Annotated in this window: 13 protein-coding genes; 3 read left to right on the top strand and 10 right to left on the bottom strand. The window is 69.9% G+C overall.

The features are described from left to right. Nucleotide 1: 1 nt before the first annotated feature. The 10 genes from ACZ3TS_RS05650 to ACZ3TS_RS05695 form a co-directional block, all read right to left on the bottom strand. Nucleotides 2–1,600 (bottom strand): oligosaccharide flippase family protein, encoded by a 1,599-nt coding sequence (locus tag ACZ3TS_RS05650; RefSeq protein ID WP_467613902.1) that lies wholly within the window; start codon nucleotides 1,598–1,600, stop codon nucleotides 2–4. Beyond that, nucleotides 1,563–2,423, bottom strand: a complete 861-nt coding sequence (locus tag ACZ3TS_RS05655) for a YveK family protein (protein WP_467613904.1) — start codon at nucleotides 2,421–2,423, stop codon at nucleotides 1,563–1,565. The genes ACZ3TS_RS05650 and ACZ3TS_RS05655 overlap by 38 nt, the downstream gene beginning before the upstream one ends. Before the next feature lie 51 nt (nucleotides 2,424–2,474). Beyond that, complete coding sequence (wecB, locus tag ACZ3TS_RS05660) at nucleotides 2,475–3,626, bottom strand: non-hydrolyzing UDP-N-acetylglucosamine 2-epimerase (RefSeq protein WP_467613906.1); 1,152 nt, start codon at nucleotides 3,624–3,626, stop codon at nucleotides 2,475–2,477. Between the two features lie 3 nt (nucleotides 3,627–3,629). Continuing rightward, nucleotides 3,630–4,889 carry a nucleotide sugar dehydrogenase gene (locus tag ACZ3TS_RS05665; RefSeq protein ID WP_467613908.1) on the bottom strand — a complete coding sequence of 420 codons (1,260 nt, stop codon included), beginning with the start codon at nucleotides 4,887–4,889 and terminating at the stop codon, nucleotides 3,630–3,632. Continuing rightward, nucleotides 4,889–5,659 (bottom strand): WecB/TagA/CpsF family glycosyltransferase, encoded by a 771-nt coding sequence (locus ACZ3TS_RS05670; protein WP_467613910.1) that lies wholly within the window; start codon nucleotides 5,657–5,659, stop codon nucleotides 4,889–4,891. The genes ACZ3TS_RS05665 and ACZ3TS_RS05670 overlap by 1 nt, the downstream gene beginning before the upstream one ends. Further along, a complete protein-coding gene (locus tag ACZ3TS_RS05675) occupies nucleotides 5,656–6,828 on the bottom strand; it encodes a hypothetical protein (protein WP_467613912.1) in 1,173 nt (390 codons plus the stop codon). Before ACZ3TS_RS05675 ends, ACZ3TS_RS05670 begins: the two co-directional genes overlap by 4 nt. Before the next feature lie 305 nt (nucleotides 6,829–7,133). Then, nucleotides 7,134–7,733, bottom strand: a complete 600-nt coding sequence (locus tag ACZ3TS_RS05680; RefSeq protein ID WP_467613914.1) for an acyltransferase — start codon at nucleotides 7,731–7,733, stop codon at nucleotides 7,134–7,136. Then, complete coding sequence (rfbD, locus tag ACZ3TS_RS05685) at nucleotides 7,730–8,623, bottom strand: dTDP-4-dehydrorhamnose reductase (RefSeq protein WP_467613916.1); 894 nt, start codon at nucleotides 8,621–8,623, stop codon at nucleotides 7,730–7,732. Before rfbD ends, ACZ3TS_RS05680 begins: the two co-directional genes overlap by 4 nt. A gap of 57 nt (nucleotides 8,624–8,680) precedes the next feature. Beyond that, complete coding sequence (rfbB, locus tag ACZ3TS_RS05690) at nucleotides 8,681–9,694, bottom strand: dTDP-glucose 4,6-dehydratase (RefSeq protein WP_467613918.1); 1,014 nt, start codon at nucleotides 9,692–9,694, stop codon at nucleotides 8,681–8,683. Further along, entirely contained in the window at nucleotides 9,691–10,758 is a 1,068-nt protein-coding gene (locus ACZ3TS_RS05695; protein WP_467613920.1) for a glucose-1-phosphate thymidylyltransferase, read from the bottom strand. Before ACZ3TS_RS05695 ends, rfbB begins: the two co-directional genes overlap by 4 nt. Before the next feature lie 105 nt (nucleotides 10,759–10,863). Here ACZ3TS_RS05695 and ACZ3TS_RS05700 point away from each other — a divergent pair, with 105 nt between their 5' ends. From ACZ3TS_RS05700 to ACZ3TS_RS05710, 3 genes are all read left to right on the top strand, one after another. Further along, nucleotides 10,864–11,463, top strand: coding sequence for a dTDP-4-dehydrorhamnose 3,5-epimerase family protein (locus ACZ3TS_RS05700; RefSeq protein WP_467613922.1), 600 nt, complete (start codon nucleotides 10,864–10,866; stop codon nucleotides 11,461–11,463). 213 nt (nucleotides 11,464–11,676) lie between these two features. After that, nucleotides 11,677–12,510, top strand: coding sequence for a M55 family metallopeptidase (locus tag ACZ3TS_RS05705; RefSeq protein ID WP_467614113.1), 834 nt, complete (start codon nucleotides 11,677–11,679; stop codon nucleotides 12,508–12,510). Continuing rightward, nucleotides 12,503–13,807 carry a M20/M25/M40 family metallo-hydrolase gene (locus ACZ3TS_RS05710; protein ID WP_467613924.1) on the top strand — a complete coding sequence of 435 codons (1,305 nt, stop codon included), beginning with the start codon at nucleotides 12,503–12,505 and terminating at the stop codon, nucleotides 13,805–13,807. The genes ACZ3TS_RS05705 and ACZ3TS_RS05710 overlap by 8 nt, the downstream gene beginning before the upstream one ends. Nucleotides 13,808–13,809 lie beyond the last annotated feature (2 nt).

The raw sequence follows: 13,809 nt of genomic DNA on the forward strand, positions 1-13,809 counted from the left end.
CTCACCTCATGTCCTGTTGGGTGGACCGGACCGGTGCGGACGCCCGGTGCCGGCCGCGGTGGGGCCGGTCGGCCCGGCCGACGCCGCGCAGGAAGTCGCGGCTGGGCAGTACGCACACCGTGTAGCCGGCCAGGGCGATGGTGCCGATGGCGAAGAGAGCGAGCCGTCCGTCGCCGAACGGGCGCTGCAGGCCGAGGACGATCGCGGTCATCACGGCCCCGCCGAGGAAGGGCCACGCGCAGGCCCTGGCGATCCGGCCGACGCCGATGCCGCCACGGCCGAGGGCGATCAGGAACACGGGCACCACCAGGCCGCCGGCGACCAGGACATGGCCCTGCGAGACTCCGACGATGCCGTTCAGATGGGCGGCGACGAGGAGCACCGGGATCAGGGCCACCAGCCACAGGCCCTGCACCAGGAAGAGGGACCGGCGCTGTTCGATCGCGACCAGGCAGTCGTAGGCGAGTTCGCCGCCGATGCGGATCAGGCCGAGGGCCATCAGCCAGGGCAGTGCCGCGGCGGCGGGGGTCCACTGGCTCCCGTAGACCAGGCGGATGACCGGCTCCGCGAGGCCGGCCAGCAGCACGCACAGCGGGACGGTGCCGGTGATCAGCACGCCGAGGGCACGGCTGAAGCCCTGGGCGAGCGCCTGCGGCGAGTTCGCCAGGCGGGAGAACCCGGCGAAGGAGACCCGGCGGGCGGCCTCGGAGATGATCCGCACGGGCCAGCCGGAGATGTTGAAGGCGAGCACGTAGAAGCCCAGGGACACGTTGCCCAGCGTCGCGCCCACCACCATGGTGTCGACGTTGACCACCGAGAGGGCCAGCATGCTCGCCCCGGCCAGCGGAAGCCCGAACCTCAGCAGCGCCCGGGCCTGCTCGGGATTCCAGCCGTATTTCAGGGTGCCCGGTGCCGCCAGCGCGCAGCCGATCAGCGTGACGACGTTCCCGACCACAGCTCCCCATGCGAAGCTCATCGCGCCCCAGCCCTCGAAGGCCAGTAACAGCGTCACCGCGGTGCCGAGCACGAAGTTGAGCCCGTCGATGACCATCCGCCTGCCCTGGGCGAACTCCCGGGTGAGGAAGCCGCCGGGCACCTGTGCCACCCCGTCGATCACCACGCACAGGCACATCACCCGCAGGACGCCCGCGGCGTCCGGCGAGCCGAGCAGACCGGCCACCGTCGGTGCTGCCGCGAACAGCGCCACGTACAGCAGGCCGCTGGAGAGGGTGCTGAGGGTCAGCACGGTCGGCGCGAACCGTCGTGCGTCCCCCTCCCAGCGCACGATGGCCAGGCCCACGCCGAGCTCGTTCGCGGACAGCAGGACCAGCAGCACGGTCTGGGCGATGCCGTACACGCCCCATTCCGCGGGGCCCAGGGCGAAGCGCGCCAGCACGATGCCGGTCGCGAAGTTGCCCAGGCGCAGGACGACGGTGTTGATCAGGCTCCAGCGGGCCGCCGAACGGACTTTCCGGCCGAGCGAGGGAGAAGCGGAGGGTGCGGGGTCGGGGAGTGCGGGGTCGGGGAGTGCGGGAGCGGGAGGAGCGGGCGCGTCGCTCGTCTCACCGGTCTCGCTGTCCGGTGCGCGGGCGATGTCCATGAGTCGACTCCTCGTCGAGCGGCTCTGCGGCGGACGCGACGGCCATGGCGGGCCGTGGCGCGTTTGGCTCTCGGGCGGCCGGCCCGTCCACGGCGGACTGCGACCAGCTCGGCGGCCGCCGCATGGCGAGTGTCTCCTCCACGACCGATTCCTCGGTCGAGGAGAGGAGAGCGGCCGTCTCCTCCTCCGTCTCGGCGGGCCGGGCCGCCGGCTCGGGCGTGTGCGACGACCTCTTGCGCGCCTCCACGTAGAAAGCGGCGACCAGGGTGACCACCAGACCCAGGGCCCCCGCCATGACCATGTACTCGAGCCGCGCCTTGGTCTGTGCCACCGGGTTCTGCGGTGGCACGATCGTCGTCATCCGGATCATGGCCTTCTGCGAGACCGACTGCTGCTTCTGGAACTGGTCCAGCCGTTCCTTGGCGTACGAGGTCAGGATCTTGTCCGAGGCCAGGACGGAGGCCCTGTCGGTGCCGGTGACGGTGAGCCACATCAGCGGCCCCTGTGCGTTGTCGGCGAGCTTGGCCTCGAACGTGCCTTTTGCGCCACGGGCCTTGAGATCCCGCAGCGAGTCGTCGGAGTTGAGGTTGCGGGCCAGGCTGTCGGCCATGCCGGTGAGCGAGGTCTGGGTGCTGAGGAAGGGATTGCCGTCGTAAGCCAGCGTGGCCTTCTGGGAGTTCAGCAGAACCACCGTGCTCTGCGACTGGTACTTGACCGGAACCAGCACGGTCACGCCGACGATCAGGCCGGCGGTCAGCAGCAGTCCTGGCAGCAGGACGTACCAACGCCTGCGCATGACCCGGAAGATCTCAGCGAGATCCATGACGGTCCCCCCTCGCGACCAAACGTTCGACGAGCATATGTTGCAAGCGGATCATATGGGCAGGGTTCGGTCCGTGGGTCTCGGCTGGTCGACAGGGCTCAATTGGTCTGTCGGTCTCGGCCGTGTGCTCGCGGTGCCTCCCTCCAGCAGCACGTCGGCGATGCGTTCGCTCGCGCGACCGTCCCACAGTTCGGGCCGGCGCGGCACGGGCGGACCGTCCAGCACCCGGTTCACAGTGGACACGATCCGCGCCGGATCCCGGCCGGCCAGCACATTGGTGCCCTGCTCGACGGTGATGGGCCGCTCGGTGTTGTCCCGCAGGGTCACACACGGCACGCCCAGCGCGGTGGTCTCCTCCTGTACGCCGCCCGAGTCGGTCAGCACGAGGCGGGCGGAGTCCTGCAGGGCGATGAAGTCCAGGTATCCGGCGGGCGGCACGAGCCGGATGCCGCCGGGGACGCCGATGTCGGCCAGCCGTCCGGCCGCGCGCGGGTGCACGGGCAGCAGGAGCGGGCAGCGGCCGGCGATCTCGCCCAGGGCCTTCAGGAGCGAGGCGAGGACCTCGGCGTCGTCCACGTTGGCGGGGCGATGCAGGGTGACCAGGCCGTACTCGCCTCTGGCCAGGCCGTATCGGCTGAGGATGTCCGAAGCCCTGGCCCGTTCCAGGTTGGCCAGCAGCGTGTCGATCATGACGTTGCCGACCAGGTGGATCTGGTCGTCCCGGTACCCTTCCGCGCGCAGGTTCTCGGCGGCGTCGGGCGAGGGGGCCAGCAGGTAGTCGCTGACGCGGTCGGTGGCGACGCGGTTGACCTCCTCCGGCATGCTCCAGTCGCGGCTGCGCAGGCCGGCCTCGACGTGGGCGAGCAGCGGTCCGGCCTTGGCGGTCACCAGGGCGCAGGCCAGGGTGGAGTTGATGTCGCCGACCACGACGACGATGTCCGGGGACACCTCGCCGAGGAGTGGCTCGAACGCGGTCATCACGCGTCCGGTCTGCTCGGCGTGGGTGCCGGAGCCGACCCCGAGGAAGCGGTCGGGCGGACGGATGCCGAGGTCGGCGAAGAACACGTCGTTCATGGCCGGGTCGTAGTGCTGACCGGTATGGACGAGGACCACCTCGGCGCCCCGGCGTTCAAGGGCGTCCATCACCGGTTTGATCTTCATGTAGTTGGGTCGCGCCCCGGCGACGCAGACGACTCGCGGCATGGCTCAGAGCACCTCGATCGTGGGTGCGGACGACAGCCGCCGACGGCAGTCGAGGACGAAGGGGGCATGTTCGGCCACGAGTTCGTAGTCGAAGCTGTCGTGGTCGGTGAGCAGGACCACCACGTCGGCGGCCGCCAGCTCCTCCGGCACAGGTTCGACCCGCACCAGCCGGGTGTCCACCGGCAGGCTTTCGACGACATGCGGGTCCGCAGCCCTGACCTGGGCCCCCATGTCGAGCAGCAGTTGGGATATGCGCAGTGCGGGCGACTCGCGGGCGTCGCCGGTGTTCTTCTTGTACGCCAGGCCGAGCAGCAGGATGCGAGAGCCGTTCACGGAACGACGTCTTTCGTTGAACAGGTCGTTGATGCGGCGCGTCACGTACTCGGGCATGTGGTTGTTGATGTCGTTGGCCAGTTCCACGAAGCGGAAGCTCTGGCCGAGTTCGCGCTGCACCCGCCAGGACAGGTACGAGGGGTCGATCGGCAGGCAGTGGCCGCCGACGCCCGGCCCGGGCGTGAACTTCATGAAGCCGAAGGGCTTGGTGGAGGCGGCGTCGATGGCCTGCCAGACGTCGATGTCCAGGTGGTGGGCGAACATCGCGATCTCGTTGACCAGCGCGATGTTCACATGACGGAAGGTGTTCTCCAGCAGCTTGGCGAGTTCGGCCTCCTTGGGCGAGCTCACCGGCACGGTGGTGTCGACGAGTTGCGCGTAGAAGTCCTGGACGGCTTTGAGTGAGGGTGCGTTGACGCCGGATACGACTTTCGGGGTCTCCTTGAAGCCCCAGACGGCGTTTCCGGGGTCGATGCGCTCCGGGCTGTAGCCGAGGTGGAAGTCAGTGCCCGCGGTCAGGCCCGAGCCGTCCTCGAGGATCGGGGCGAACAGCTCCTGGGTGGTGCCGGGATAGGTGGTCGACTCGAGGACGACGGTGGCACCGGGGCGCAGGTAGCGGGCAAGGGTGACCGCCGACTCCTTGATGTAACGGAGGTCGGGAGTGCCCTCGTGCAGCGGGGTCGGGACGGTCACGACGGCGACGTCGAAACCGCCGCAGTCGCGGGCCGATTCGCTCGGGCGGTAGGCGCCGCGGTCCATTGCCGCGCGGATCCGCTCGGAGGAGACGTCCTCGACGAAGGACTCACCGGCGGCAAGGCTCTTGATCCGCCGGGAGTCGACGTCGTAGCCGATCACCTCGTGTCCGACCTCGGCGGCGCGGATGGCCAGTGGCAGGCCGACGTATCCCTGTCCAACCACGACGACGCGCATCAGTGACTCCTGTTCGCGGGAGCGGTCGACGGGGTGAGCCGGATGAGCTCGCGCGCCGTCATGAGGAGGAAGGCAGCATTGGTGGTGAGATAGCGCCGGCCCAGACGGCGCGGCTCTTGCAGCGCGCGGTAGAGCCACTCGGCTCCCCACCGCTGCCAGGACTCGGGGGCCCGCTTGGTGACCCCGGCCAGGATGTCGAAGGAGCCGCCGACTCCGTGCACGACGCGGGCGCCGGTGCCTGCGCCGTAGGCGGCGGTGAAGATCTCTTTCTTGGGCGAGGTCATTCCGAGGAACAGCATCTGGGCGCCGCTGTGGGCGATCGCGCCCGCTATGGCCTCCTGCTGGGAATCGTCGAAGTAGCCGTCCCGGCTGCCGGCCACCTTCAGGCCGGGGAAGCGGTCGGCCACCCGGCGCAGCATCTGCTCCAGCACATCCTGTTTGGCGCCGAGGAAGTACACGGACATCCCCGCCGACTCCGCCTCGGCCAGCAGCCGCAGGAACAGGTCGATACCGGCCACCCGTTCCGGCAGCGGGGCGCGCAGCAGCCGGCCGGCCCAGACCACGGCCTGTCCGTCGGCGAGGACCAGATCGCAGCCGGACACGGCCTGGGCGAGTCGGTGGTCCCGCCGCATGTTCACCAGCTTCGCGGCGTTGACCACCCCGATCTCGAGCTGTTTGCCGGCCCGGACCGCTTCGAGGCAGCGCTGTACGGTCTCGTCCATGGTCAGCGGGTCCAGCTCGACCCCGAACAAAGTCTGACGTACGGTCATATCCGGCCCCCCTGCCAGGCGTAGAGCATCCAGCCGAATTCGTACGGCCTGCATTCGCGGTCCACGGCGACGGGGCGGTACACCCGGTCCAGGGACTTCAGCCGGAGGTTCGGAGCGACTCGGGTGCCGAGCCCTCGGGCGGCGCGTACGGCCTTCTTCGGATCGCCCCGGTAGACCTTGCGCCAGGTGGCGCCGAGCCCGTCGAGGATCAACGGCTCCTGCTTCTCCGGGTGTTCGGCCAGTTCGGGCACGTCCGTCATCCAGCGCAGGCCCCTGCGGATCGACGCGCCGAAGTCGGTGCCGCCGGCGTCGGCGAGATCGAACAGGGCGGTCGGCGCCATCGCGTGCTGGTGGACGCTGTAGACGGGGTAGCCCTCCACGACACCGCCGGTTCGCGCGTCGTAGTGCCACCACCACTGCCCGCCGTCGCCCTGCAGCCCGCAGATGCGCGCCGCGCACGCCTCGGACGCGGCCAGTGCCTCCGTATCGCCGTCTCCGTCGCCGCTGGCGTGCGCGCGGGCCAGCGCCTGGAGCGGGTATGTCTGGTCGGCGAAGCAGCTCACGTGCGCCCGGTACCAGGGCACCAGGCCGGGCCCGGTGGCGTGCGGGAACAGCGGGCTGTTCCCGACCCGGGCCCGCAGCAGACGGTCGCGGGCCGCGGTGAGACGACTCTCCACATCGACCGTGCCTCGAGCCGCCGCGAGGGCGGACAGCACCCACGCCGCCTCGACGGTGTACTGGGCCCGGCCCTCCTCGTCCAAGGCTTCGACCCGTGCGAGGGCGTCGGACAGTTTGGGGTGCCCGGTCTCGGCGGCGGCCCAGGCGATGAGTGCCGCGTCACCGAGGTTGGTCACCGCGGGCAGTGACTCGACCAGGAGACCCGCGAACTCCTGCGCGCTACGCCCCCCGAGGACCGCGCACTGTCGGTCCTCGGGGAGGAACCGGGCGCCCAGCACGGTGATGGCCGCGTACCGGGTGCTGGTCCCGCGCCGCTCCAAAGTCCAGGAACCGTCGGGTGCTTGCCGCCCGGCCATGGTGAAGGCGAAGGCCTCTCCGCCGGGAAGCAGCATCGACGCAAGCCCCGACTCGGCGACTGCGACCAGTCGTTGGGCGAGCGCGAGCAGCGGCGGCTCTTCACGACCGAGCGCCGCAAGACGTGTGATGGTCATCGTTCGGACACACCAACCCCCCTGTGTTTGGGCACACCAATCCCTCTGTGGGTCCTCTTTTTGCGCAGCCTCGTGATCGCCGCGTCGCGGATGGCCACGCGGCGGAAGGCAGACGTCGGACGTCAGGCGTCGGACATCAGGCGTCGGAGCGGATGTCGCTCCTCGCTTCAGACACAGGTGTCCCCACCCGGTAACCCCCCCTGGGCACCACTGATTTGTGTGCCTGCTGTGCTCGGTCTACACGGCTCGCACACATGTTATGCCTATGGATGTTCGAGGATTGGCGTTTTGGGGGAATCAGCGCGTCAACCGCGCTCGACGAGTTCGCCGTTCTTCTCGTCGTACAGCGCACCCGTCTCGGGGCACTCCCATACGCCCGACTCGCCTTCCCGCTCGACGAGTCGAACTCCGGCGCGGCCGACCCAGCCGATCCGGCGCGCCGGAACGCCCGCCACGAGCGCGAAGTCCGGCACATCCCGGGTCACCACGGCACCCGCCGCGACCAGCGCCCAACGACCGACGCGTACCGGCGCCACACACACCGAACGGGCCCCCAGCGACGCCCCCTCGGCCACCACCACTGCCACGGCCTCCCAGTCGCCACCGCGCTTCAGTCGGCCCTGCGGGTCCACCGAACGGGGGAAGTAGTCGTTGGTGAGCACCACCGCCGGGCCGACGAACACCCCGTCACCCAGCACCGCGGGTTCGTAGACCAACGCGTAGTTCTGGAGCTTCACGTTGTCGCCGATCCGCACCCCCGGGCCGACGTACGCCCCCCGGCCCACGATGCACCCGCTGCCCAGCCGGGCGTCCTCCCGTATCTGGGCCAGATCCCAGATCGTCGTCCCGTCACCGATCGTGGCCGTCTCGTCGACCTGGGCGGTCGGCTGGATGCTGAAGCTCACCGGGCTGAACCTTTCTTCTCGTCGAGCAGAGCCGGAAACGCCGCCTCGAGCGCCTCGCGCCAGGGACGGATCGGTTCGATCCCCGCCTGGCGCCAGCGGTCGTGCCCCAGCACGCTGTACGCGGGGCGGGGAGCGGGCCGCGCGAAGGCGGCGCTGGTGGTCGGCCGGACGCGTTCGGGGTCCGCCCCGAGCAGCCGGAAGACCTCCCGGCCCAGGCCGAACCAGGTCGTCTCCCCACCGCTGGTGCCGTGATAGACCCCGGCGGGCGCGGTACCGGCGAGAGCGGCCTGCCCGAGCCGTACCAGCCGGTCCGCGAGGTCCACCGTCCAGGTGGGCTGTCCGCGCTGGTCGTCGACCACGTCGAGGGTGTCCTTGACGGACTCGAGTCTGATCATCGTGCGCACGAAATTCCCGCCCCCCGCCCCGTACAGCCAGGCCGTACGCACGACGTATCCCGCGTCCGGGAGCGCGGCCAGCACCGCCCGTTCCCCCGCCAGCTTGGTACGTCCGTACGCGCTGCGCGGTGCCGTCGGGGCGTCCTCGGGGTACGGGCCGGTGCCGTCGCCCGCGAAGACGTAGTCCGTCGAGACCTGGACCAGCCCGGCGCCGGCCTTCGCGCACGCCTCGGCGAGGTGCCGGGGCCCGTCGCCGTTGACCCGCAGGGCGTCCGCCTCGCGCGCCTCGGCGTCGTCGACGGCCGTCCACGCGGCGCAGTTGACCACGATCCGAGGCCGGTACGCATCGACCGCATCGTGCACCGAGTCGGCGTCGGTGATGTCGAGACCGCCACGGGCGAGGCCGACGGCCTTCTCGCCGTCCCTGCCAAGCCGCGCCAGAACGTCCTGCCCGAGCATCCCGGTGGCACCGGTGATCAGCCAAGTAGTGGTCATGGTTACCTGTCCGTCGTCAGAAGTGGGCCGGGGGTGGGGCTTTCTGATGACGCGGCCCTAGAGCGCCGCGCGCTCCTTCAGCGGCTCCCACCAGGCGCGGTTCTCGCGGTACCAAGTGACCGTCTCCGCAAGGCCGGTGGCGAAGTCCTTGCGGGGCTCGTAGCCCAGCTCCGTGCGTAGCTTGCCGCAGTCCACCGAGTAGCGGCGGTCGTGGCCCTTGCGGTCGGCGACGTACTCGACGCTGGTGGCCCAGTCCGCGCCGCACGCCTCCAGGAGCAGAGCGGTCAGCTCCTTGTTGGACAGCTCGGTGCCGCCGCCGATGTTGTAGACCTCACCGGCGCGCCCCTTGGTGCGCACCAGCTCGATGCCCTGGACGTGGTCGTCGATGTGCAGCCAGTCGCGGACGTTGCCGCCGTCGCCGTACAGCGGGACCTTCCTGCCGTCCAGCAGGTTCGTGATGAACAGCGGGATGACCTTCTCGGGGAAGTGGTGGTGCCCGTAGTTGTTGGAGCAGCGGGTCACCCGCACGTCGAGGCCGTGGGTGCGGTGGTAGGCGAGGGCGATCAGGTCGCTGGACGCCTTGGAGGCGGCGTACGGGGAGTTGGGGCGCAGCGGGTCCGACTCCGGCCATGAGCCGGAGTCGATGGAGCCGTACACCTCGTCGGTGGAGATGTGCACGAACGTCTTCGGTCTTCGGTGGCGCAGCGCCGCGTCCAGCAGTGTCTGGGTGCCCAGGACGTTGGTCCGGATGAACCCGGAGGCGCCCAGAATGGAGCGGTCCACATGCGACTCGGCCGCGAAGTGGACGACCTGGTCGTGCTCGGCGAGGAGCTCGCCCACCAGCTCGGCGTCACAGATGTCGCCCTTGACGAAGGCGAATCCGGGGTGATCGCGCACCTCGTCGAGGTTGGCCGGGTTGCCCGCGTACGTGAGCTTGTCCAGCACCGTGACCGCCACATCACCCGGGCCGGCCGGACCGAGGAGCGTGCGTACGTAATGCGAGCCGATGAAACCGGCACCGCCGGTCACCAGAATCCGAGTCGGGTGGGTGGGAGAGGAAGGGGCCGTCATGATGAGATCTGCACCTTGCTGTGGTCGCCGAGGACGAGACGGTGGGCGGCAGGCTTGCGGGGCGCGGGGGTGACCTCGACATTGCGGCCGATGAGGGAGGCCTCCACCCGTCGGACACCGCTGACCGAGGAGTCGCGCAGCACGATCGAGTACTCGATCTCGCTGTCCTCGATCCGGCAGTCCCCGGCGATCGAGGTGAAGGGGCCGACATAGGAGTCGGTGATCACGGTGTTCGCGCCCACGACCACCGGGCCCACGATCCGGCTGCCGGTCACCTTCGCCCCGGGCTCGATCCGCACCCGGCCGATGATCTCGCTGTCGTCGTCGACCGTGCCGTCGATCCGGCGCTCCAGGGTCTCCAGCACCGAGCGGTTGACCTCGAGCATGTCGGTGACGTTCCCGGTGTCCTTCCAGTACCCGGAGATCGTCGTGGAACGCACATCACGTCCGGTGTCGATCAGCCACTGGATGGCATGCGTGATCTCCAACTCGCCGCGCCAGGACGGCTCGATCGAGCGTACGGCCTCATGGACGGCCGGAGAGAACAGATACACGCCCACCAGCGCCAGCTCGCTCTTGGGATGCCTGGGCTTCTCCTCCAGGCCGATCACCTGGCCCGCCGCGTCCAGTTCGGCCACGCCGAACGCGGTCGGGTTCGGCACCTTCGTCAACAGGATCTGTGCCGCCGGCCGCTCGGTGCGGAAGGCGTCCACCAGATCCGTGATGCCGCCGACGACGAAGTTGTCGCCGAGGTACATCACGAAGTCGTCCTCGCCCAGGAACTCACGGGCGATCAGCACCGCGTGGGCCAGCCCCAGCGGCGCCGTCTGCGGGATGTAGGTGACGTCGAGGCCGAACGCGGAACCGTCGCCGACCGCCTCGCGGATCTCCTCGGCGGTGTCCCCGACGATGATCCCGACCTGTGTGATGCCCGCTTCGGCGATCGCCTCCAGACCGTAGAACAGCACCGGCTTGTTCGCGACCGGTACAAGTTGTTTCGCCGATGTATGGGTTATGGGGCGCAAACGGGTACCTGAGCCACCAGACAACAAAAGTGCCTTCATGCGTATCACCCTACTTACGCCGGACTCGCTGACGGGGGGATTCCGCGTACCGTATGGGCCGTCCGGGATAGCCGGGGAACCGCACACGTCACGGAGGGAACCAGCATGCGACCGCTTGCCATCGAGGGTGCCTGGGTGCACGAACCCAAGATCTTCCCCGATGACCGGGGCACCTTTCACGAGTGGTTCCGCGCCCCCGACTTCCTTCAGGCCACGGGCCGCAGCCTCGACCTGGCCCAGGCCAACTGCTCGATGTCCCGCCGTGGCACCCTGCGCGGCATCCACTTCGCCGACGTCCCGCCCGGCCAGGCCAAGTACGTGACCTGCGTGCGCGGCGCCGTCCTCGACGTCATCGTCGACATCCGCATCGGATCCCCCACCTACCGCCAGTCAGAGGTCGTCCGGCTCGACGACCGGACCCACCACGCCGTCTACCTCTCCGAAGGCCTCGGCCATGCCTTCTTCGCCCTCACCGACGACGCCACCGTGGTCTACCTCTGCTCCGCCGGCTACGCCCCCGACCGCGAGCACGGCATCAACCCCCTCGACCCCGACCTCGCCATCCCCTGGCCCGAGGGCATCGAACCGCGGCTCTCCCCCAAGGACGCCGCCGCTCCTACCCTGGCCGAGGCGGAGGGCCAGGGCCTGCTGCCGTCGTACGCGGAGTGTGTCGCGTTCTGCGAGGGCCTGTCGGGGCGACCGTGACCAGGTGCGGGGGCTGTCAGGAACCCCCGACGCCGCTTGTCCATGCCCGGTGGGCGCTGGTCTTCGTGGGGGTGATGTGCGCCTTCGTAGCGGGCTTCCCCGTCGACGCGTAACGTGACGCACCATGAAGATCCCCATCACTGTTGCGTGCTGTCGGAAAGCGCCGGCACCGGCCGGGCGACAAGCCTCCGCCCTGCGATGGGACGGACTGTCGTGAAGATCCTCATCAGCGCCGACATGGAGGGCGCCACCGGTGTGACCTGGCCGGCCGACGTGCTGCCCGGGACGCCGCAGTGGGAGCGGTGCCGGGCGATGTTCACCTCGGACGTGAACGCCGCCGTGCTCGGTTTCTTCGACGGCGGCGCCGACGAGGTGCTGATCAACGAGGCCCACTGGACCATGCGCAATCTGCTCCTGGAACGGCTGGACGAGCGGGCGCAGATGCTCACCGGCCGTCACAAGTCCCTGTCCATGGTGGAGGGCGTACAGCACGGGGACGTGGACGGCATCGCGTTCGTCGGCTATCACGCGGGCGCCGGAATGGAGGGGGTACTGGCGCACACCTACCTCGCCAACTCGATCACCGGAGTGTGGCTGAACGACGTACGCGCCAGCGAGGGCCTGCTGAACGCGCACGTCGTCGCCGAGTACGGCGTGCCCGTCGTCCTCGTCACCGGCGACGACGTGGCCTGCGAGGACGCGCTCGGGTACGCGCCGCAGGCGCTCAAGGTCGCCGTCAAGGACCATGTCTCGCGGTACGCGGCCGTGTGCCGCACACCTGCCAGGACCTCCGCCGACATCCGCGCGGCCGCCAAGGAGGCGGCGTCGCTGGCGGTGCGTCACGAGCCGGTGGCAAGCGGCCCGTTCACCGTCGCGCTGGAGTTCGACGCGGAGCACCTGGCGATGGCCGCCACCGTCGTGCCGGGCGTGGACCGCATCGGAGAGCGGAAGGTGGCCTACACGAGCGAGGGCATGTACGAGGGGATCCGTACCTTCAAGGCGGTCACCACGATCGTCTCGGCCGCGGTGGAGGAGCAGTATGGCTGACCAGCAGGCACTCGACGAGGTCGTGCGGTTCACCTCCGACCTCATCCGCATCGACACCACCAACCGCGGGGGTGGCGACTGCCAGGAGCGGCCCGCCGCAGAGTACGCGGCCGCTCGGCTGGCCGAGGCAGGCCTGGAACCCACCCTGCTGGAGCGCACCAAGGGCCGGACGAACGTCGTCGCCCGCGTCGAGGGCGCCGATCCCTCCGCCGACGCGCTGCTCGTCCACGGCCATCTCGACGTGGTGCCCGCCGAGGCAGGCGACTGGAGCGTGCACCCGTTCTCCGGCGAGGTGCGCGACGGCGTCGTCTGGGGCCGGGGCGCCGTCGACATGAAGAACATGGACGCGATGATCCTCGCGGTCGTACGGGACTGGGCGCGCTCGGGCGTGCGGCCGCGGCGGGACGTCGTCGTCGCGTTCACCGCCGACGAGGAGGCGAGCGCACAGGACGGCTCCGGCTTCCTCGCGGACCGGCACGCCGGCCTCTTCGAGGGATGCACGGAAGGCGTCAGCGAGTCCGGGGCGTTCACCTTTCACGACGGCAGCGGCCGGCAGATCTACCCGATCGCCGCGGGCGAGCGCGGCACCGGCTGGGTCAAGCTGACCGCGCGCGGCCGGGCGGGCCACGGCTCCAAGGTCAACCGTGACAACGCGGTCACCCGGCTCGCCGCCGCCGTCGCACGCATCGGCGCCCATGAGTGGCCCCTCAGGCTCACCCCCACCGTCCGCTCCGCCCTCACCGAACTCGCCGGCCTGTACGACCTCGACGCCGACTTCGACGACGTGGACGGCCTCCTGGACAAGCTCGGCCCGGCCGCCGCACTCGTCCAGCCGACCGTCCGCAACAGCGCCAACCCGACCATGCTGAGCGCCGGTTACAAGGTCAACGTGATTCCGGGGGAGGCCGTCGCGTATGTCGACGGACGCTATCTGCCCGGAGGCGAGGAGGAGTTCCGTACGACCCTCGACGAGCTCACCGGGCCGGACGTGGACTGGGAGTTCCACCACCGCGAGGTCGCCCTCCAGGCGCCCGTGGACTCGCCGACGTTCTCCAGGATGCGTGCCGCCGTGGAGGAGTTCGCGCCGGAGGGCCATGTGGTGCCCTACTGCATGTCAGGGGGGACGGACGCCAAGCAGTTCTCACGCCTCGGCATCACCGGATACGGCTTCGCGCCGCTGAAGCTCCCGGAGGGCTTCGACTACCAGGCCCTCTTCCACGGTGTCGACGAGCGCGTCCCCGTCGAGGCACTGCACTTCGGCGTCCGCGTCCTCGACCGTTTTCTGCGTACTGCCTAGGG

Source organism: Streptomyces sp. NPDC022910 (assembly GCF_055561075.1).